This window comes from Echinicola jeungdonensis, assembly GCF_030409905.1.
Lineage (GTDB): Bacteria > Bacteroidota > Bacteroidia > Cytophagales > Cyclobacteriaceae > Echinicola > Echinicola jeungdonensis.
Map to the genome: position 1 here is coordinate 3011617 of NZ_JAUFQT010000001.1, position 21568 is coordinate 3033184.

The following is a 21568-nucleotide window of genomic DNA, read 5'->3' on the forward strand; positions in this document are numbered from 1 at the left end:
TTTAAGTGGTTTATAAGTCACTTTAGATAATTTCTAGAATTTCCAATATCCTGTTCAAATCATCTGCAGACCTGAATGGGATTTTGATTTCACCTTTATCCTTATGGTCCATTTTTAAATTCACCCTGGATCCAAAATGGGAGGCCAATCGCTGTTGTATTTTACTCAGTTCATACTTTTTAACCGGATCCATTTCTGATGCTGGGCTTTTTTCTGTAGGCTCTTCGGGTTCACTGTAAAGGGCTTTTACTAGTGCTTCTACCTTCCTTACAGATAGCTCTTCTTCCAGGGTTTTTTTGTATATGGCCAATTGCTTGTCCACATTCTCAATATTGATCAGAGCCCTTGCATGTCCCATGGAGATTTTTTTGTCCCGGATACCTGCTTGGATATCAGGGGGAAGTTTAAGCAATCTGAGGTAATTATTAACCGTAGTCCTGTTTTTTCCGACCCTTTCTCCCAGTTGTTCCTGTTTTAGTTCGCATTCAGCCAATAATCTTTGGTAGGAGTGGGCAATTTCAAGGGCATTAAGATTTTCCCTTTGAATATTTTCAATCAGGGCCATTTCCAGCATTTGCTGGTCATTGGCCGTCCGGACATAGGCAGGAATAAATTCCAGCCCAGCCAGTTTGGAGGCTTGGAACCTTCGTTCACCGGAAATCAATTGATATTCCTGATTGCTGAGTTTTCGTACGGTGATAGGTTGTATGATTCCTTGGACCTGAATGGAATCTGCTAATTCCTGTAAAGCTTCCTTGTCAAAATGGGTCCTAGGCTGATAGGGGTTGACCTGTATTTCAGATAAAGGCACCTCATTAATCCCTGCAACGGGATTTTGATCCTGTTCTTCCTCTGGTCTTGACCTTTGCTGTGGAGAATCCTGTAACAAAGCACCCAATCCCCTTCCCAGTGCATTTTTCCTTTTTGTGGGTTTTTGATTATCAGCCATAATTCATTGTAATATTAATTTACTTTTACCAAGCCGTTCCGCTCCGCTATTTCATTGGCCAGGTTAAGGTAGGCCACCGCTCCTTTTCCTTCCGCATCAAAAGCAATGACCGGAAGGCCAAAACTTGGCGATTCTCCTAGTCTAACGTTCCTAGGTATGATGGTATTGAATACCATGTTTTTAAAATGCATTTTGACTTCATCAACTACCTGATTGGAAAGCCTTAACCTGACATCATACATGGTCAAAAGGATGCCTTCGATTTCCAGGTCGATATTAAGCCGGGTTTGGATAATTTTGATGGTGTTGAGTAATTTCCCCAGTCCTTCCAGAGCGAAATATTCACACTGAACCGGAATAATGACCGAATTGGCTGCCGTTAAGGCATTGATGGTGATCAGGCCCAAGGATGGAGAACAGTCAATGATAACAAAATCATAATCGTCCTTGATCTTGGATACCACTGAACGCATCTTTTCCTCCCTGTTTTCCAGGTTGATCATTTCCACTTCCGCACCGACAAGGTCGATATGGGAGGGAACTAAATCCAGGTTTTCGATTTCTGTATGGCGAATAATAGAAGAAATTTCAACACCATCTACCATACACTCATAAATACTGTTATCGATCTCCTTTGGATCCTGTCCAAGTCCTGAGGTGGTGTTGGCTTGAGGGTCTGCATCGATGACCAGCGTTTTAAACTCCAGGATGGCCAAACTGGCCGCTAAGTTCATGGCTGTGGTCGTTTTTCCCACGCCGCCTTTCTGGTTGGCTATTGCTACTATTTTTCCCATTATTTGAAGTCCAATGGTGGTTTAAAATCCAATAATAAGCATAATCATTTCTAAACCAGTGTCATTGACAGCTTTTTTGCATTTCAAAAAAAATGCAATAGGATTGATCCACCTAAATTAATCTGTTGGTCAACCCAAGCTGGACATTAGTTCAATCCGCTTTCTGGTTTTGTCAATGGGCTATTATCAAAATGCTAATTACACGTTTCACAAAGATATAAGTTTAATTGTTACATGAAACAGTTTCTTTTCCACATCCAATTGTGGATACTTGATAAAACTTTGATTTTTAATTGTATATAATCAATTCGGAATTTTGAATAGTTATTAAATTTTAACAAATGTTATCAAAAAAGGGGCTTTCAATTGAAAGCCCCTTTTTAGTGTGGAATAATTTATTTTTTCTTTTTGCTTTCCTCGGCTACCTTCATGGCTTCCTCCAGTCTTGACTGGAATTTTGATTTCTTCTTATTGGCATTTTTCTTTTTGTTTGCTTCAATTTTTTGACGGATTTTGCTGTCATCCACAAATTGCTTGATCAAAGCTTGCTGGCCGAAAGTAACCATGTTTGAAACAAAATAGTAGAAACTCAATGCTGCCGGATAAGAATTCAATACAAACATGAAAGTTACAGGCATAATATAACCAATGTTCTTCATGGGGCCCTGAGCAGCTGTCAATTGGTTGTTGAATTTGGTATAGGTAATTTGGGAAACCGTCATCAACAAAGTAAATAGGCTGACATGGCTACCATAAAAAGGAATGCTGAAGGGCAAATTGATGATAGAATCATAGGTGGACAGGTCATGTGCCCAAAGGAAAGATTCCTGCCTCAATTCTATGGAATTGGGGAAAAAGAAGAACATGGCAAAAAGAAAAGGCATTTGAAACAACATGGGCAAACACCCGCTCAATGGACTTACCCCCAATTGGCTGAAGAGTTTCATCTGCTCCTGTTGCATTTTAGTGGGGTCATCACTGTATTTTTCTTTCAGTTCATCAATTTCCGGTTTTATCACCCGCATCTTGGCCATACCCACATAGGATTTGTAGGTCAACGGGAACAAAAACAATTTGATGATCAATACTATCAGGATAATGATGACACCATAATTGGTGAACACTTTTTCCAAATAATGGAAAAGGTTAACAATAATGTATTTGTTGACCCAACTTACAAAGAAGTAGCCCATGTCCACATTTTTCTCAAATTCAGGGGTTACCTTTTTGAGAATTTTGTAGTTGTTGGGACCAAAGTAATAGCTGTTGTTGGCAAGATCATTATTGATTGGAAGAGACAGGGTAGCGGACATGTTCTTAACCGACATGGTGTCCTGGGGAATCTCCTGTTCCAAATCCGCTTTTGAAAATTGATCTTTGGCTATAATACCAGAGGTGAAAAACCGTTGTTTGAAAGCCACCCACTTTACAGGTGCGCTTACTTCTTCGGCATCTTCATCTGAGGAAGCGCTTAAGTAATCATAATCTCCCTCCTGGGTATAATAATTGACATAAGTTTTCCTTCTGGACTCATCAATGTCACCTTCCTGCTTTTTAAGTTGATCCTTCCAGTGAATGGTAATTTGTTGATCTGTAAGGTTCGCGCCAATTCCCTGGGTGGAGATATCATGGCTCATTACATAACTACCCGCTGGAAGGGTATAAGTCCGGCTGATTTCACCCTGAGCTGTACGGGCAGAAAATGTTATCTGCTGGGCAGTTTTTTCTTCCAAGGTGATTTCCTGGGAAGAGGCTTCAAAGTAAAACTGGTTTAAGCTTAGTGGGCCCTTATTGGTTTGGATTTGATAGTCAAAGGAAGCACTTTTTTCATCCATCAGGATTAAAGGCTCATTGGCCCAGGTATTAAAACCCTTAAGTTCAACAAGCTTAATTTCCCCTCCTTTGGTAGAGAATATGATTTTCACCAAACCATTTTCCAGTGCCACTTTTTCCTCCGTTCCAGTGACCAATGGGGCAAAGTCCCCATATTTAGCCTTGTTTCTGGCATTTACCAGGCTATCAGCTTCTTGTGTTGGCTCTGGAGAAGAAACAGCTTCCTGTTCTTTTTCGGTAGTGTGGGCTTCCTGGGTAGTTTCAGGGGCACCTGGTTGAACTTTTTCAGGCTCTGGGTTACTGGCAAAAAAGAAAGAGTAAACCAGGAGCACGGCTGCGAAAAGTATAAGACCTGTCGCTTGATTTCTGTCCATAATTGTATAGGATTATTGTACTTCAACCCCGGTGAAGGGAAAGTACCTTCAATGTTTAATTATTGTTTTTCTTTTTGTTGTCCAAGGTTGCCTTGATAAACCTCACAAATAAGGGATGAGGGGTAAGGACGGTACTCTTATATTCCGGATGGAACTGGGTGCCCACAAACCATGGATGGTCTTTTATTTCAATGATTTCCACCAGACCCGATTCCGGGTTAATTCCGGTAGCAATCATACCATTTTCCTCATATTGCTTGAGGTAATCATTGTTGAATTCATAGCGGTGCCGGTGTCTTTCATGGATTTTGGCTTTACCATAAGCTGCACTTGCTTTTGTTCCTTTTTTAAGGTCACATGGATAGGATCCAAGTCTCATGGTGCCTCCCATTTGTTCCACATCTTTTTGTTCTTGCATCAGGGCAATAACAGGGTGTGGGGTATCTGGGTTCATTTCAGTGGAACTGGCACCGGTCAATCCAAGGGCATTGTTGGCAAATTCAATAACAGCTGTTTGCATGCCCAAGCAGATCCCAAAGAAAGGGATGTTATTGGTTCTTGCAAAATTAACTGTTTCCAACTTTCCATCAAGCCCTCTTTCGCCAAAACCAGGGGCAACCAAAATCCCGTCTAGTTCAGCTAATTTTTTGGAAACATTATCTTTTTTGATCTCCTCGGAAGAAATCAAGCTTAAGTTGACCTTGGTTTCACAGGCAGCACCTGCATGGATAAAGGATTCAATGATGGATTTATAAGCATCAGGAAGGGTTACATATTTTCCTACCAATCCGATGTTTACCTCTTGGGTAGGGTTTTTTAATTTGCCCAAAAACTCCTTCCAGTTTTCCAGTTTGGTGTCAGATTTGGAAGGAAGTTTTAGTTTGGTCATTACCCTTTCATCCAATTTTTCCTTTTTCATATGGAGTGGAACATCGTAGATGGTTTCCGCATCCATAGCCTCAATTACACAGTTGAGCTGAACATTACAGAATAAGGCAAGTTTCTTTTTGACGTCAAGGGGAAGGTGATGTTCTGAGCGGCACACCAAAATGTCAGGTTGGATACCAGCTTCCAGCAATTGTTTTACAGAGTGCTGGGTGGGTTTGGTTTTGAGTTCTTTGGCAGCAGAAAGATAGGGGATCAAGGTCAGGTGAACCACCAGGAAGTTGTTGGGGCCCAAGTCCCATCTGGCCTGTCTAACAGCCTCAATAAAGGGTAGTGATTCGATATCACCCACGCAACCCCCAATTTCGGTGATCACTACATCATAATTGCCCTCTTCTCCCAGCCTATAAAAACTGTTTTTGATTTCATCGGTAATATGAGGGATTACTTGGACGGTTTTCCCCAGAAAATCACCTTTACGTTCTTTGGTGATGACGTTATTGTAAATCCTTCCGGTGGTTACATTATTGTCTTGGGAAGTAGTGGTGTTCAAAAAACGCTCATAATGTCCCAGGTCCAAGTCTGTCTCTGCTCCATCTTCAGTGACATAACATTCCCCGTGTTCGTAGGGATTCAATGTTCCCGGATCAATGTTGAGGTAAGGGTCAAATTTCTGGATGGTGACTTTAAAACCTCTGGACTGTAAAAGTTTGGCCAAAGAGGCTGCAATGATTCCTTTTCCTAATGAAGAAGTAACTCCCCCTGTAATAAAGATATATTTGGTGGGTGACGCCATAAGAATGTTATAATGTTTTGTTTGAATTCCTATGGGGCTCAAAATTAGGCAAAATTATTGACTTGGCCCCCTGAGATTGGATTAAAATTTTGTTTTTAATTCAGGGGTATGCCCTGAAAATTTGGAGGAAATAATAAGCCTCAAGGAAATCCCTTGATTTTGGCTTTAAGTGGTTCTGGTCAATAATTACCTAAAACAGCTTTCCCAAAGGAAATTTTTTCCGGCTTGATGAATTTGATTATTGATAGCCGGCAATTTTGAATTTTTTTTGAAAAGGGTACAAAAAAAAGACCTTGATTTGATGTCAAGGCCTTATGAATTTTATCTTTTTTTCAGACAAATTACTTTTTGAACTCTTCCTTGATTTTTTCAACGTCTACGTTTTTGATCACAGGCTTAGCATTCAATTGCTTGATTTTGATTACTCTGGTATTTTGCCTTTGTCTATTTCTTCTTGCTTTTCTTTTTAGTGTAGTAACTGCCATATCTATTCAAGTTTTAGTTCTTTTCCAAATGAAGGGCAAAGGTAGTTAATTAATTTGTGTTTTGTATAAAATGAGGCGAAAAAAAGCAACCTTTGAAATTTGAACTTGTATTTTTCCACTAATTGTTAAAAAAATACGGCCTACTCAATAATCTGTTTTAATTTTGAACTCCAATCAAATAATAAAAATGGAAGCAAGTACCATAGTGAAAGCCTTAAAAGAAAAAGGCAGGGTTACCCTTCAGGAGGGTGGGGGAAGACTGGTAAACTTGATCATGCCAGAGGAGTTCCATCCGGGAAAAGATCAGGAAAATGCTATTTTCCTCCTCGCTGACTTATTTCAGATTAGGTCCGTAGCCGGGCAATATTCAGAAGTTGCGTTGGATATTGTAGAATATGCCACCAAACCCACAGTTTATACCACTAAGGCCAGTCCACTTCTGGTGAACAAACCAAAATCAGGAGATGAGGTGAAATTTAGCCTTATAAAGCGGGGCTTTTGGCATCAGGTGATTTTTGGGGTTGGAAGGCCAATACTGTTTCAGGAAGTTAAACAGGCTGAAGGAGAGGTGGAAGTTGTAAAGGAGAATTTCCCATTGTATCAAGGAAACGTAAAAAGATTGTTTTTAGGTCCGGATGGGCAAGTGAAAATTGGTGGTTGATGAATTTAGAAAATAAACTGGATCAGTTTGAGGTCATTCGAAAAGTTGGAGCCTGTGCTGATGAGTTGGGGCTGGAGGCCTATGTGGTTGGTGGATTTGTTCGTGATCTCTTGTTGAAGAGGCCTAGCAAAGATATTGATTTTGTTTGTGTGGGTAGTGGAATCAAATTGGCCAAAAAAGTAGCAGCCTCTTTTGATCAACAAGTACCGCTTTCCGTTTTTAAAAATTTCGGAACTGCCATGATCAAGTTGGAGGATTGGGAGTTGGAGTTTGTTGGGGCAAGAAAGGAATCTTACCGCCAGGATTCCAGAAAGCCAATTGTGGAGGATGGAACTTTGAAAGAGGACCAGGAAAGAAGGGATTTTACCATCAATGCCATGGCAATTTCGATCAATAAGGAATCCTATGGAGAATTGGTGGATCCTTTTGATGGTGTGAAGGACCTCAAAAGGAAAATTATCCGAACACCCTTGGATCCGGGAGTGACATTTTCAGATGATCCATTAAGAATGTTGAGGGCAGTTCGGTTTGCCACCCAGTTGAAATTTGATATAGAACCTGAGACTTTTGAGGGGCTGACCGACTATGCGGAAAGACTGAAAATTATTTCCGGGGAAAGGATAATTGATGAAATCAATAAAATAGTGATGGCTGAACAGCCAAGTTATGGGTTTAAACTTTTGTTTGTTAGTAAACTTTTGCATCAGTTTTTCCCAGAAATGGTGGCCCTTCAGGGAGTAGATTCGGTGGGGGATAAGTCCCATAAGGACAATTTTTACCATACACTTCAAGTTTTGGACAATATTGTTCCAACGACAAAAAGCCTGTGGTTGAGGTGGGCAGCTATCATGCATGATATTGCCAAACCAGCCACCAAGAGGTTTAATGCCAAAGCAGGTTGGACTTTTCATGGCCATGAGGATAAAGGGGCAAGGATGACTCCGAAGATTTTCCGCAGGTTAAAATTACCTATGGATGAGCGCATGAAATATGTGCAGAAATTAGTAAGATTGCATCTGCGTCCAATTGCGCTTGTCAATGAAAAGGTGACGGACTCTGCCATAAGAAGGTTGCTTTATGAAGCCGGGGATGATATTGAAGACCTGATGAAACTGTGCCGGGCAGATGTGACTTCCAAGAATCCCAATAAGGTGAAAAGGTTTCTGGCCAACTTTGATAAGGTGGAGGATAAAATCCAGGAAGTGGAGGAAAAAGACCATATCCGGAATTTTCAACCCCCTGTTTCTGGAGAGGAGATTATGGAGGAGTTTGGGATTCCACCTTCAAAAATGGTGGGTGAGCTGAAAGAAGAAATAAAAGAAGCTATATTGGAGGGCAAAATTGAGAACAATAAAGAACAAGCAATAGAGTTAATGTATAAAATTGCTGCTGAAAAAGGCATTACCAAAAAAGATTAATAATAAGCACCAAAATAATATGAGTAAATTAAAAGGATTAGCAATTGTTCTGTTTTTTGTAAGTGGAGTTGTTATGGGGCAAGAAACCATTCAGGCACCTACTAGAATAGACAGCAGTGGAAATCAAAAGAATCAGGCAGACCAAAGGATCTACCAAAGGGCCATGAGATTTAATGATCCCATGGTGGCAAAAAGTAAACTGTATGAGTTGATGGATAGGAATCCTGAAAACTTGAGATACCCAGAGCTTTTGGCCTCTTTATATTTTGATTTGGAGCAATTCAGCAGTGCAGCTTTAGTGGCCATGGATGTGCTTAAAAAAAATGATAAAAGTATCCCTGCATTAAAGGTTGCCGCCTATTCACTGGAACAACTAGGGGCATTGGACAGGGCATTACCACATTTCGAGTCCCTGCATTTGCTTTCTGGGGATTTGTTCAGTTTGTATAAAACTTCATACCTTCAGTACTCGCTGAAAAAATATGATGAGGCGTTGAATTCAGTCAACATGTTGATCAAGAATTCAAAATCTGAAGAACAGATGTTAAGCTTCCCCAAAAAGGACAATTCCTCCCAAGAAGTTAGCATGAAAGCCGCAGCTTTAAACTTGAAAGGCATGATCTATAAGGAGCAGGGAAGTAATACTGAAGCCAGAACTGCTTTTGAAGCAGCATTGGCCAATTCGCCTGACTTTGAAATAGTACAAGACAATTTGAAAGAGTTGAATTAATATTTTCCTTTAAAAGGATTAAAAGTTGCCAGGGCATACCTAGGCAACTTTTTTTATTTTCTGTCCTTTAAAGGGATGACTAGCTTCAGTCCAGACCAAATTTCATCCACAGCACATACTTTAATATCTACCAATCCAGTATTCAAAGCATTTTGACGAATCAAATTTTCATTGATTTCAGAAGGGATTTTTGAAGATTTTTTTGGCCAACTTACCCAGATCATCCCATTGGGTTTAATGTCTTCTTTCAATTGAGGTAATAAACTAACTAGGTCATTTACTTGAGAAGTAAAAAAGTGGATGAAATCTTTTGGAGAATCTTCTGTATTAGAAAAGAATAGAGGTTCTGGGAGCGGATCAAGCAATTCAAAATAATTGGTGGGAGGATTAATGATTTTAATATTAAACCCAGGTTTAATGCCCAATTTTTTGGACAGGGGAGTTCCAGAGTAACCGGATGGATTTATGTTCATTGGTCTGGAGGAGAAGTTTTTTAAGAGATGCACTTAACCTGACAAACAAAAGAAAAGCCCTGCCGAAATGAATCATTACAAAATCAGACAGGGCTTTATATTAATTATTTGGGGTAATTTATTCCAACTTTAACTTAAACTGGTTATCGACCATTGTTCCAAACCTGGGCTTGTGTTCTATACTTGCCCCAACATCCTTACGGTCAAGTTTTTCTACCCGGGCGTTGTCAGGGATACCTGTAATATACGCTATGGCTTTTCTTAGCAATAATTCTTGGGTGTCACCAAATGGCATTAAACGCTCTTCAAATTCCCGGGCTAAAACATCTGGGACAAAACCGTTACTATAATCGGATTGATCCAAACTGTTAAAGCTTTGGGAAACAACTGGTAAAAGGCCGTAAGGGTTGTCTTCATTTTCTTCGTCCTCAAGGGCTATGGACCCCACATTTTTTCCATATGTGGTATCCCCAACAATTTTAATATCCATATAAGGCTTTAGTCCGTTGATCACCAGTTCACTAGCCGATGCCGTTCGGTCTGATGTTAAAAAATATACCCTGCTATTATTGAGTTGTCCTCCAAGATTTTCAGTTTTAGTGACAAACTCTTTGGAGAGTTCGTCTTCCCCAAATTGTCTTATGTATTCTGCTTGGATGGTATTGTTGTATCGGGTTTGGAAAAAAATGTCATTATCGGTAACTCCTAAGCCAATTAAGCTGGCCAAGTTGATGGCACTGCTCACAAACCCCCCCCCATTGTAGCGGAGATCAATAATCAGGTCCTGTACCCCTTCTGCTTTAAATTGAGCAAATTTTTCATCCATTTCCTGATCATAGACCCCATAAGCGTTTTGGTTATTGTCTGAGGGCTCAACATCATCTCCAGGGGTGAAGAAGTGATACACTAAATATCCGATTTTATGCCCTTCAATATTATATACAGAGTCCATGAAAATGGGGTCTTCGGACAAAATGGTAGTTGTTAAACTAATATCTTCTGGCAATTGGACATAACTGCGTTCGTCCTCATCATACCTATGAGTAGTAAGGGTATGCGGCTCTTCCATTTCCTTGAGCAAGGTCCGATAATTTGCCAAGGTCATGACGGTACCATTTACATGGGTGATGATGTCCCCCCGCTTAATGTCTTTGCTTTCAGCGGGGCTTCCTTTTTTGATATAAAATACTTCGGCAATCACATTATTATTAGTAGAACTTGCCCTATAAAGTCCAAATTCATAACCGGCTTCTTTGCTCACTCCCTCCAGGGAATTGATCAATTCATCGTAATCTGGGTATATGGCAGAAAACCGGTCTTCTTGAACCAATAACTCATTAAAAAAATCTACGGGATCTTCAGTTGCCGATAAAGGAGGGTTCATGTTGTCGGTCCAATAATACCAAAAATCCATAATCCCATATATCCACTGATTGATTTCACTATTTGGATTTTCATTGTTGTTCCCCGTGTTGTTATTATTGTTGGTGTTATTATTTGGCTCCTCATTGTCTTTGCAGGAGAGGGTAAAAACCATGATTAATACCAAGAGGGAAATAGGCCATTTTATCTTAGAAATATTTTTCATGTTTTTGGGTTTAAGCTAATTAAATAAACCCATCACTAGTGTGTTTTGTTCCAATATGACGGGTGAAAGACTAATTTATTAATATAAGATTATTTAACGAAAATAGTTAGCATTTGGGTTGATAAATTGAATAGAGAGTTGGTCAAGTATAAAATTATTGTGTTGGAAACTTTGGGGAAAGGTTGTGATTCGGAAGGTTAATGAAAATATCCCCCATTTGGGTTATTTTTTGGGATCAATAGATCTTTTACCTTTAAAAAGAAAAATCTGTGGGTTTATGGATTTTTTTAAAATAAAAAAGAGCTGTGTCTACTTTGGGATGCAATGTGGATTGATCTCTACATCAAAAAGTATTTTGTCCGGAAAGAAATAAGGGGAAGAACGTTGAGGAAAGTATTTAAAGTTCTGGCACTATACTTGAATATTATTTTTTGTTTTAAAATTATATGTGAAATTGTTACTCTATTTTTAACATGGAATCTATTTATATTGTACTTATTTCATTTTTTATAGGCTTATTTGTTATGCCTCTAATTATCAGGATAATTAAGGAAAAAGAACTTTTGGACCAGCCCGGAGGAAGAAAAATCCATCAGGAAGCCATTCCATCCATGGGAGGGATAGGTATTGTTTTGGCCTTATTAGTGGCTTTAGTAAGCATGCTGAATGCGGAACAATGGTACGAAGCCAGGTTTTTTATGTTAGGATTAGGGATCATGTTTTTCTTGGGATTAAGGGATGATCTTGTGGTTTTGAAGGCAATGCAAAAGTTAATTGGTCAATTGGTTGCCATATTTGTTGTGGTGGTTTTGGGGGATATCAGGATCAGCAGCATGTACGGATTTATGGGGGTTGAAGAATTGCCGTTATGGTTCAGTTATGCACTGACCATTTTTGCCATTACCGGGCTTACCAATGCCTTTAACCTCATAGATGGGTTAGATGGATTGGCAGGCACCTTAAGTGTCCTGTCATTTGTGTTTTTAGGGGGGTGGTTTTGGGTGACAGGATTCACTACCTATGCCCTTATATCTTTAGCAATGATAGGAGGAATTTCGGCCTTTTTGATTTTTAACTGGCATCCTGCTAAAATATTTATGGGGGATACAGGTTCCCTCACTATAGGTTTTGTTTTGGCTGTTTTTAGTGTGATTTTTGTGGAAGCCAATGGCGTCAAATTGTTGCAGGGGCATCCTATGAAATTTCAAAACCCCATAACTGCGGGGTTGGGAATTATGGTTATTTCCTGTATTGATACTTTAAGGGTGTTTGTAAGACGAATATTGAAAGGATGCTCCCCCATGAAGGCGGACAAGTCCCATGTCCATCATTTTCTACTTCGGATGGGGTATGGTCATAATAAGGTAGCCTGCATTTTGGGATTGGTAAAATTAATGATTTTGGCCTTTGTGATGGCTACTTCCTCCTTGTCCGATACGGTTATTTTGCCTATAACTGCTGTAGGAGTAGTGGCCTTAGGATTGCTACTGGATAGGCAAACCTTGAGAAAGGTGAAGGAAAAAGCAAAAAATACTCCTCCTATATTGAAATTGTCCACTTCACAAAACTATAAATCAACCCAAAAAGAACCTATAATCCGACAAAAGGCTTTGAAGAAAGAGCCAGTATAAATAGTTATTAAGCTAAATAGGGGATACATTGAGAAAAAAGTTAACCTTTAAAGAAAGGGTTTTACTTGAATTGTTCTCTGATAAAACAAACAAATTTTTAATTTAATTATTATTTTTTGGGTCTTGGTTCCAGCTTGGAAAGCTGGATGTGGGGTGGAATTTCATAAGGAAACCTGGAAAATTTTATCACCCTGTTTTGCCCTTCTTCCCAATCAAAATAATTAATTTTTTTGTTTTCCGTCCCTGTGGCAAAGGAGGTGCCGATAATGTTATATCCGGAGAGAATAAGGCCTGATAATATGGCAACACTTGAATCGCATTCTTCACATGTTGAACCCACGACCATCATAATGAGGTTGGGGATAATCAATAAAGAGCTCCAACCGTATTGGTTGGGAGAATGTACTATTACCCTTGCGTCTGTAATCTCCTCACGTTTCAGCCCCACAAGCGGAGGTCCCATTATGAAAATAGAGTCATTTCGAATTCCGATCAATTCACCAGAATAACTTAGATTATCAGCTGTATTAATACGAATAAAACTCCCATAGGCATCATAAGGAAGGTCGCTTCGAATGGGAACGGTTCCCTTAGGTGCAAGCACAATATTGGTTTTGCAACTTGCCAAGCTAATCATAATTACCGGAAGTAATAAACACCATATAATAAGCCTAGTTTTCAAGCTGGGTATATTTACTGGTCCAAAAGACTTTTTCCATTTCTACTTCCCGAACCTTATATAAGGGAGCCATTTTTTTTAGAAATCCAGAAGGATTAAGCAACATTTTTTTTACGGCCTTTAAATTTTCATCTTTCAACCATTCTTCCCTGATCCATTCTATATAATAACCCTGGCTTTCTATAAAATATTCAAAATCCGGTCTGTAGGAGAGGGGGTAATTCAACTGATAGACATCTCCGGGATAAGTCACCAGGAATTCATTTCTATGATTAAGTTTTTCCAAATTTTCCTGATTATTTTTGGTGCCATTTGTTACTTTAACAGGTGAAATACGCAGAGGCTTTACTTTTTTATGGATCACAGCAAGATTCGCCCTATTAATTCTCCACAAACCTTGGGTCATTCGGAGTCTCAATATAATGGATTGAGAATTAATTTCAGGTAAAGCAACAAAATGGGTATCGGATACAATGGGGCCCGCCTCTCGGATGGTTTTTAAAGGTATCCAGCGCTGATTCTGATCAAGCATAGATACCTCTATTCCTCCCAAAATGTCATATGTTTTGATGATTCTTTTTTGTAACCATTTGTTACCATTTTCCATTTTGGTAAAGTAATAAGCGTTTGTCCGGCCAAATAAAGAGAGGGTATGATAGAAAAGGAAAGTGGTCATTAGAGACTCCCGCTTATCAATTACCAACCCCGAAGCTTTCCTGGGATTATCGAATTCAAGAAAAATAGACTCTTTTTTTGAAAGATCATTCGAATCAGCCAGGCTAAACCATTCGAGATTATCCTTATCGCCAATTTTTTTCAGAACTGATTTTAACTCATAATTTGCTTTTATTGGAGCCTTAAGGTCACTGACTTCGTAAAAGCTACCTCCTACTTCCTGAAGCACTTTGTTACCTGGAGATTTTTGACAAACCAGCGCAGGTTAACCTGACGGATCATATGGGTTTCGAGGGCCTCATTTTTTACCGTAATTTGCAAGGGGGCTCCCATCTTCAAGGGAAAGTCCAATAGGTCGATATCTTTCTTCTCAAAGGAGGGACTTATGCTGGAGGAAAAACCTTCTGCCACCAGTTTGAACACTGAATCTTTTTGCGCATAAAAAGTTGGGCATGAGCCAAAACAGGATTTAGGGTCTGCTATACATGAAACGGAGGTCGAAATGGTTGACAGCCCCAGGATCACCATCACTGGAACCCCAGGGTTATTTCCCTTATCATTGCTTTCCACAATGACAATTTCACCATAGGGGATTTCAAAGGGAGGGAAGCGCCCTGAACGTTTTTTATTGTTCAAGTAGGCTCCCCTGCTTTCTATGACCTTCCGGTTATGGTCTAGATAATTGCCTAGGCCTGAAATTGTTTTTGTGGCCTCATTTGTTTTCCAGGAATGCAGTACATATAGGTCTCCGTTTTTTAAGTGGACCTTAAGGTATTTTTCATTTACGTTTTTGATCTGTTCAACCTGAAATAATTCGCGGTTGATTCTCCGGGAGGCACAACTTGCTAATGTCAGGCATATTGCAATTAAAAATATACCCCAAGTTCTAATATTTAGGGCCCGGCTCATAGTTTAGGGTTCTTTAAAAGAAACTGAACTCTAATTTAAAATTACTAAAAATAATTTTATTTTACCATTTTAGAAAAATAAAATTTTGATATAGTTGGTCTATATAGTATATAGTTGTGAATTGTTGATGTAAATAAATTAAGGTGTTTAATACAACCTGTATTTTTAATTTCAAAAATGGTTTTAGAAGAATGGCTTGTTTTTTTATTCGAAAAATATACAAGGGATGATTTTTGGGGTAAAATCCTGTGTTAATATTCATTATCATGATTATGGAAAAAATTAGGTTATCCCGATAAAAAACAATGCTGGATCTTGGCTTTCTTGTTAAAAAATGAGGAAAAATTTACCAATTGATTTTCTACTTCATGAAGGGTGTCCGGTGGGAAATTTTGATCAACAGGGTATTAATGAGCATAAGGTCTTTTTTAGTGATTCTTTTCCAAATGCCTACAATATTTCCATCTAAAACAATCACCGGCCTGAAGATGCCATTTTGAGAAATGGCATACTTTTGAGAAGCCTTGGAAAGGCTTTCCTTTTCTGCCCTTAAACCCAAGGCCCATTTGGTCATGACGAAATCCTGGCTTTGGATAGCTCCCATCCAGTCGAGCAGGTCTTTGGCTTTACCGCATTTTGAAGCATGGATTTGTTGGTTGATCAGCCTTTGGGAGGGGATGTCCTGAGGGGTTTCCTGCTCGTTCATATGTTTTTTTATTGTTAATTTAAAAACAATATGTGTTTTTGGAATTTGGTGAATGGACATTGCAATTCCCTTGATATCTAGGAGGCGGAATTCCAAATTCCGGCCAGCTCCGAATTTCCAACCAGTGCAGCTCAAGACTCCCTACTCAATACAGTGTTCCTGAGTCTTGGCCCTTTATTCTTTTCTCTTTAACTTATCTCAATGCTTTTATCAGGTAGATAAGCCATTGAAAGGGTTGAAATTGTGTCTTTTGGCATTGATGCCAATGGCCCGGCAAACGGTCTTATCGCCGTATTTGATATTGATGCGGTCCAGGGCCTGATAGAGGCGGACACTTTCCTGGGTGTCTTCAAAGAGATTGATCTGATAATGACCATTGACCAAAGCGCTGAAGCGAATACCGATCAGACGGATGAGCAACCTTCTATTATAGAGTTTGCGGAAGAGCTCTTTGATGATAGGGATCAGGGTATGGTCGGCCGCGGTGTAGGGGATACGTTGTTGCATGGTATGGGTGTCAAAGTCCGAATAGCGGATCTTTACACTGACACAACAGGTTAACTGTTTCTTTTGGCGGAGCTTGGTAGCCAATTGCTCGGCCATCGCCACCAAAGTAGCTTCCAGCTTCGGCACATCAATGGTATCCTGGCTGAAAGTGGTTTCTGTGGAAATGGACTTAGCTTCAGTATAGGGCACAACTGGGCTTCTGTCGATGCCATTGGCCTTGTTCCAGAGTATCCGTCCATTTTTGCCAAAAGCACTTTCCAGGAGTTCTTCCGGCATGATCTGAAGGGTGTGGATCTTTTTGACCCCCATGCCATGAAGGGTATGGGCTGTCTTTTCCCCAATCATGGGGATTTTTTTGACCGGTAGGGGAGCCAGAAAGGGTTTTTCTGTTCCATAGGGGATTTCTTTTTCATTGTTGGGCTTGGCCTCTCCGGTGGCGATTTTGGAGACGGTTTTGTTTTCTGAAAGCCCCAGGGATATGGGTAGCCCGGATTCGTGGAGGATTTTTTGGCGGAGTTCGTGGGCCATTTTAAAACAACCAAAGAAACGGTCCATGCCAGTGTAATCGATATAAAATTCATCGATCGAGGATTTTTCGAACAAAGGCACTTGCTCCCGGATGATTTCAGTGATTTCATGGGATTTCTTGCTGTACCGTTCAAAGTCTCCTTTGATAATGATGGCTTCTGGGCACAGTTGCCGGGCAATCCGCATGGGCATGGCCGAATGTACCCCGAAAACCCGGGATTCATAGCTGCATGAAGCCACCACGCCCCGGTCACCGGTGCCGCCGATCAGTATGGGTTTTCCTTTCAGCTTATCGTCAAATAGCCGCTCTACGGATACAAAGAAGGAGTCCAGATCCATATGTACAATGCTTCGCTGTTGGGAAATGTTCATATTGTAAATTTAGTAAACATTTACGTGTTTATTAAATTTACTTTTTGGTTAAGGTCAGAAAAGATGACAGCTGGTGTCGTAATATGTGTGGGGAGAAAAAAGGTGTTTTTTGCAACAGGATTTATAGGGGGTGTTGGAAAAGGAAGTGAGTTAAAATGAATTGGATAGGGAAGAAAGTTGCCGTCAAAGCGGAAAACCTCTCTATTTCCTTGTCGTTTGAATTTACGGCTTTACTTTGCATCCATTAAGTTGGAAAAGCCGGAAGGAAAAAGGAAAATAGATCAAAAAAATGTCTACAGGTAACAAACAAGAAATTGTCATCCGGGAAGGTAGTATTGCCGAGGTACTGTCCTTAAGGTTAGCCATTCCAGAATTTGAGAAGCCTTTTGGAGATGAGGTTTATGCGGAAAGGTTGAAGGGTAAAAATTATTTGATATTGGTGGCCGAGTCTGCCGGGAAACTGGTGGCCTTTAAGGTGGGATATGCCTTGGATGATCAGGTTTTCTTTTCCTGGATGAGCGGGGTGTTGCCTGCATTCAGGAGAAATGGAATTGCCAATATTTTGGCAGATGTACAGGATAATTGGGCTCGCAAATCGGGTTTTTCCAAGTTGCTTTTTAAGGCCAGGAATAAATATGCATCCATGATTCAATTTGGTTTAAAACGGGGATTTTTAATTGTGGATTTGGTCAAGGCTCCCGAGCCTGAGGAATCTAGAGTAATAATGGAGAAACTATTGTAATAGTAGTGGTTAGCTAGATAATAGAATCAAGAGGAAAGAGTAAAGATGAAAAACAATAGGGAATTAAGGATGGAAAATTCTGCTTCCATGTTTCGATTTGAGGAATACAGATCCCTTGAAATCTGTAGGTCGGGATTTTCAAATCCAGACCAGCGCATTTTTTTCATTGTTGGTCGATAAAGTTTGTGTCCTCAACAACCCACCGATCACTGATTACTGGTCAAAAGCAATCATGGTGTCAAACAAAAAAGCCTCCCGGAAACCGGAAGGCTTGATGTGCGCACGAGAGGATTCGAACCTCCACGCCCGTAAGAGCACCACCCCCTCAAGATGGCGTGTCTACCTGTTTCACCACGTGCGCGGGATAGGTTTGCAAAAGTAGAAATATATCCCTTTTGCTCCAAATATCCAGCCTATATTTATTTTCAAAAACCATGACTATGGTTTGTAATGGCTGATTTTCTTGGCTTAAACTTTCTTAATTTTCATGTTTCATTTTTCCCATCTTATGTTTTTTAAAAGCCTAATTCAAGTTGGTCCGGAAGCAATTTGAAAGATTTCCTGTGCAGTGGGGTGGGGCCTTTTTCCGAAATGCCTTTCCGGTGTTGCGGGGTGGGGTAGCCAGCATTGGTTTCCCAGCCGTATCCCGGGTAATCCAAGGCCCATTTAGCCATTAATTGGTCCCTATGGACTTTTGCCAAAATAGATGCTGCCGCAATGCTTGCAAATTTCCCATCTCCTTTAATAATGCAATCATAAGGTATGTCCAGATCAGTTTTAAAGCGATTACCATCAATCAGTAAATGATCAGGCCGTACCTCCAATGCTTTTACCGACCTGGACATGGCAAGAAAAGATGCATTCAAAATATTGATTTCATCTATTTCTTCCACGCTGGCCTCGGAAATGGCCCAGGCCAAGGAATTGGATTTTATTTCTTCAACAATGTTTTCCCGGTTGGTTTTAGTGAGTTTTTTGGAATCGTTAATCAGGTCATTGGCATAGTCAGCAGGGAGGATGACCGCAGCGGCCACCACTGGGCCACTCAAGCATCCCCTGCCTACTTCATCACAACCAGCCTCCAATCGATTAATTTTTAAATACGGCAGTAGGCTCATCCTTTTTAACGGCTTTCTTAACGGCTTTCTTATTTCTTGGAAAATATTTGTGGATCATTTCAGCTACCAAACCGGTCCAGCCAGTTTGGTGTGAGGAACCCAAACCTTTTCCAGTATCCCCATGGAAATACTCATGAAACAATATATAATCTTTAAAGTGGGGATCATCTTGCATTTTATTGTAATCCGCGTAAACAGGTCTTTTCCCTTCCTTGTTCCGGGTAAAGATTTCAATGTTTCTTCTGGATAATTCCTTGGCAATAAGGTCCATGGTGAGGAATCTTCCGGATCCAGTAGGGTATTCTATTGGGAAATCCCCTCCGTAATAAAAGTTGAATTTCTTGAGTGATTCGATAATCAAGAAATTAACCGGGAACCATATTGGCCCCCTCCAGTTGGAATTTCCACCAAACATTCTGGTGTTTGATTCCCCAGGAGTGTATTTGACTGTATGTTCTACTCCATTTAATTTCATGGAGTAAGGGTGTTTTTCATGGTATTTGGATACCGATCTTACTCCGTAATCCGAAAGAAATTCGTTGGGATCCAGTACTTTGTTGAGGATGCTTTTCATCCGGTGTCCCCGTAATAAGGAGAAAAGGTGTCTTTTATCCTTACCTGGTTCTATCCAGTTGGAAACCAATGAGGCCAATTTGGGTTTTTCTTTCAAAAAGAAGTCCAGCCTTTTCTTGAATTCGGTAAGATCCTCGAACATTTCTTCCTTGATGGGTTCTACTGCAAATAGGGGAATGACACCCACGATGGATTTTACCTTCATCATTTTTGGGCTTTTGTTGTCAATGTGAAGAACATCATAGAAGAAATTGTCTTCATCATCCCAAAGGCTGATATTGTCCCCTGATATATTGTTCATGGCCCCGGCAATGTAAAGGAAATGCTCCAGGAATTTATTGGCAATATATTGATAGACCTTGTTAAACTTGCAAAGCTCCAAAGAAATCCGCAGCATGTTTAAGCAAAACATGGCCATCCAGGATGTGGCATCTGCTTGTTCCAATCTGGCGCTGAATTTGTCCACATGGCTACGGTCAAATAAGCTGACATTATCCAGCCCTAAGAAGCCTCCTTCAAAAATATTCTGGTCATAACTGTCTTTTTGGTTGACCCACCAGGTGAAGTTGAGCATTAGTTTATGAAGTGCTCTTTCCAGGTATTCCTGGTCTCCCTTGCCGTTTATCTTTCGGTCTATCTGAAAGACCCGCAAAACAGCATAGGCATGGATTGGAGGGTTGACATCATTAAAGTTCCACTCATATGCTGGTATTTGCCCATTGGGGTGCATGTACCATTCACTCAGAAGGGTGAGCAATTGATCTTTTGCAAATTCTGGATCCATCCTTACCAATGGGATACAATGGAAGGCGAGGTCCCAGGCAGCATACCAAGGGTATTCCCATTTGTCTGGCATGGAAATGATGTCATAATTCTGCAGGTGCCGCCATTTATGGTTTCTTCCCTTTTTTCTTTCAACAGGAGGAACATACCGGCCCGGATCTCCTTCCAGCCATCTTTCTACATTGTAATAGTAAAATTGCTTGCCCCACATCATTCCGGAATAGGCTTGCCGCTGGATGTTTCGCATTTCAGGATCTGTCACATGGCCTTGGAGGTCTTCAAAGAATTCATCTGCATCATTTTTCCTCATTTGGAAGATGTCCTCACAATCATTGAGAGATTTGGCGGAAACCTGGTGACGCATCCTGAAAGTTACTTTTTCGGAGCCTCCGGCAGGAATTGTGATTTGATACAAAGCGGCAGCTTTTGTGCCCTTTTTCTTGGGGTTGAGGTGCTCCTTATCCCCATGGATGACATAATCATTGATGGCATCCTTAAGGTACTTTTTTTGGTTGTCTATATGGTATAACCTTTCCCGGTTGGACTCATTATCGCAAAATAAAAGCTCGGGATTTCCACCAAACTGGAAATGGTATTTCCCTGATTTAGGAGAAAATGCTTTTATCCCGTTTTTCCCTTCCTGGGTCAAATTAGGCATAAAGGGTTCATGGCCGGTAAACCAAGTTTTCCGGAACCAAATGGTAGGCATGACCCAAATGGTTGCATCTTCTTTACCTCTGTTATGTATGGTTGCTTTGCAGACAATATCTTCTACATCCTCTTTGGCATATTCAATAAAGATGTCAAAATAAGCATCGTCATCAAAAATACCGGTATCTAGAATTTCGTACTCAGGATCATTTTTACCCCTCTTGGCATTTTCGTCCACAAGTAATTGATAAGGAAATTCGGCCTGTGGGTATTTGTACAGCATTTTCATATAGCTGTGGGTAGGAGTAGAGTCCAGGTAATAATAGATCTCTTTTACATCTTCTCCATGGTTTCCCTGGTTTCCCGTAAGACCAAAAAGCCTTTCTTTGATCATGGGGTCCTTTCCGTTCCAAAAAGCCCAAGCTATACATAATTTCTGTTTATGGTCACTGATGCCACCAATCCCCTCTTCTCCCCAACGGTAGGCCTTGCTACGGGCATCATCATGGGTGACATTTTCCCAAGCTGCGCCATCCGGGCTGTAATCTTCCCTGACTGTTCCCCATTGTCTTTCAGTAAGGTACGGTCCCCACTTTTTCCAGTGCTTGACATTTTTCTTATCTTCCTTGAGTTTTTTTCGCTCTATATTCATGAATTCTTTCCGATTCGTACCAGCCCCTAATTTACAAGATTTTACAAAAACAAATT

General features: G+C 40.3%; 19 protein-coding genes and 1 tRNA gene. 5 read left to right on the top strand and 15 right to left on the bottom strand.

Features of this window, described 5'->3' with window-relative positions:
* Positions 1-22 precede the first annotated feature (22 nt).
* The 5 genes from QWY93_RS12550 to QWY93_RS12570 form a co-directional block, all read right to left on the bottom strand.
* Complete coding sequence (locus QWY93_RS12550) at positions 23-949, bottom strand: ParB/RepB/Spo0J family partition protein (RefSeq protein ID WP_290248606.1); 927 nt, start codon at positions 947-949, stop codon at positions 23-25.
* A 14-nt stretch (positions 950-963) separates the two neighbouring features.
* A complete protein-coding gene (locus QWY93_RS12555; RefSeq protein ID WP_290248607.1) occupies positions 964-1743 on the bottom strand; it encodes a ParA family protein in 780 nt (259 codons plus the stop codon).
* A gap of 395 nt (positions 1744-2138) precedes the next feature.
* Positions 2139-3950, bottom strand: coding sequence for a membrane protein insertase YidC (gene yidC, locus QWY93_RS12560; protein ID WP_290248608.1), 1812 nt, complete (start codon positions 3948-3950; stop codon positions 2139-2141).
* Positions 3951-4005: 55 nt separating this feature from the next.
* Positions 4006-5631: a CTP synthase gene (gene pyrG, locus QWY93_RS12565; RefSeq protein WP_290248609.1), complete on the bottom strand. Its 1626-nt coding sequence runs from the start codon at positions 5629-5631 to the stop codon at positions 4006-4008.
* A gap of 341 nt (positions 5632-5972) precedes the next feature.
* Positions 5973-6116, bottom strand: a complete 144-nt coding sequence (locus tag QWY93_RS12570; protein WP_290248610.1) for a hypothetical protein — start codon at positions 6114-6116, stop codon at positions 5973-5975.
* A 187-nt stretch (positions 6117-6303) separates the two neighbouring features.
* Between QWY93_RS12570 and QWY93_RS12575 the strand changes: the two genes are divergently transcribed.
* From QWY93_RS12575 to QWY93_RS12585, 3 genes are read left to right on the top strand one after another with little or no spacing between them, the layout of a single operon-like run.
* Positions 6304-6777 (top strand): hypothetical protein, encoded by a 474-nt coding sequence (locus QWY93_RS12575; protein ID WP_290248611.1) that lies wholly within the window; start codon positions 6304-6306, stop codon positions 6775-6777.
* Complete coding sequence (locus tag QWY93_RS12580; RefSeq protein WP_290248612.1) at positions 6777-8195, top strand: CCA tRNA nucleotidyltransferase; 1419 nt, start codon at positions 6777-6779, stop codon at positions 8193-8195. Before QWY93_RS12575 ends, QWY93_RS12580 begins: the two co-directional genes overlap by 1 nt.
* A gap of 19 nt (positions 8196-8214) precedes the next feature.
* Complete coding sequence (locus QWY93_RS12585) at positions 8215-8925, top strand: tetratricopeptide repeat protein (RefSeq protein ID WP_290248613.1); 711 nt, start codon at positions 8215-8217, stop codon at positions 8923-8925.
* Positions 8926-8978: 53 nt separating this feature from the next.
* Here the strand turns inward: QWY93_RS12585 and QWY93_RS12590 are convergent, their stop codons facing one another.
* Both QWY93_RS12590 and QWY93_RS12595 read right to left on the bottom strand, forming a co-directional pair.
* Entirely contained in the window at positions 8979-9398 is a 420-nt protein-coding gene (locus QWY93_RS12590) for a DUF3052 family protein (RefSeq protein ID WP_290248614.1), read from the bottom strand.
* Between the two features lie 118 nt (positions 9399-9516).
* On the bottom strand, positions 9517-10986 hold the full coding sequence (locus QWY93_RS12595; RefSeq protein WP_290248615.1) for a S41 family peptidase: 1470 nt from the start codon (positions 10984-10986) through the stop codon (positions 9517-9519).
* A 473-nt stretch (positions 10987-11459) separates the two neighbouring features.
* On the opposite strand from QWY93_RS12595, the gene QWY93_RS12600 reads away from it, so the two are divergent.
* Positions 11460-12617: a glycosyltransferase family 4 protein gene (locus QWY93_RS12600; RefSeq protein WP_290248616.1), complete on the top strand. Its 1158-nt coding sequence runs from the start codon at positions 11460-11462 to the stop codon at positions 12615-12617.
* A 109-nt stretch (positions 12618-12726) separates the two neighbouring features.
* Here the strand turns inward: QWY93_RS12600 and QWY93_RS12605 are convergent, their stop codons facing one another.
* The 5 genes from QWY93_RS12605 to dinB form a co-directional block, all read right to left on the bottom strand.
* Positions 12727-13221 carry a hypothetical protein gene (locus tag QWY93_RS12605; RefSeq protein ID WP_290248617.1) on the bottom strand — a complete coding sequence of 165 codons (495 nt, stop codon included), beginning with the start codon at positions 13219-13221 and terminating at the stop codon, positions 12727-12729.
* A gap of 67 nt (positions 13222-13288) precedes the next feature.
* Positions 13289-14200 carry a hypothetical protein gene (locus QWY93_RS12610; RefSeq protein WP_290248618.1) on the bottom strand — a complete coding sequence of 304 codons (912 nt, stop codon included), beginning with the start codon at positions 14198-14200 and terminating at the stop codon, positions 13289-13291.
* Complete coding sequence (locus tag QWY93_RS12615; protein ID WP_290248619.1) at positions 14185-14880, bottom strand: hypothetical protein; 696 nt, start codon at positions 14878-14880, stop codon at positions 14185-14187. Before QWY93_RS12615 ends, QWY93_RS12610 begins: the two co-directional genes overlap by 16 nt.
* 361 nt (positions 14881-15241) lie before the next feature.
* A complete protein-coding gene (locus QWY93_RS12620) occupies positions 15242-15586 on the bottom strand; it encodes a CBS domain-containing protein (protein ID WP_290248620.1) in 345 nt (114 codons plus the stop codon).
* 210 nt (positions 15587-15796) lie between these two features.
* Entirely contained in the window at positions 15797-16987 is a 1191-nt protein-coding gene (gene dinB / locus QWY93_RS12625; RefSeq protein ID WP_290248868.1) for a DNA polymerase IV, read from the bottom strand.
* Between the two features lie 295 nt (positions 16988-17282).
* On the opposite strand from dinB, the gene QWY93_RS12630 reads away from it, so the two are divergent.
* Positions 17283-17735: a GNAT family N-acetyltransferase gene (locus QWY93_RS12630; protein WP_290248621.1), complete on the top strand. Its 453-nt coding sequence runs from the start codon at positions 17283-17285 to the stop codon at positions 17733-17735.
* A gap of 277 nt (positions 17736-18012) precedes the next feature.
* On the opposite strand, the gene QWY93_RS12635 is transcribed toward QWY93_RS12630, so the two are convergent.
* From QWY93_RS12635 to QWY93_RS12645, 3 genes are all read right to left on the bottom strand, one after another.
* A tRNA-Leu gene (locus QWY93_RS12635) sits at positions 18013-18096 on the bottom strand.
* 154 nt (positions 18097-18250) lie between these two features.
* On the bottom strand, positions 18251-18853 hold the full coding sequence (gene rnhB, locus QWY93_RS12640; RefSeq protein ID WP_290248622.1) for a ribonuclease HII: 603 nt from the start codon (positions 18851-18853) through the stop codon (positions 18251-18253).
* Positions 18825-21512, bottom strand: a complete 2688-nt coding sequence (locus QWY93_RS12645) for an MGH1-like glycoside hydrolase domain-containing protein (RefSeq protein ID WP_290248623.1) — start codon at positions 21510-21512, stop codon at positions 18825-18827. Before QWY93_RS12645 ends, rnhB begins: the two co-directional genes overlap by 29 nt.
* Positions 21513-21568 lie beyond the last annotated feature (56 nt).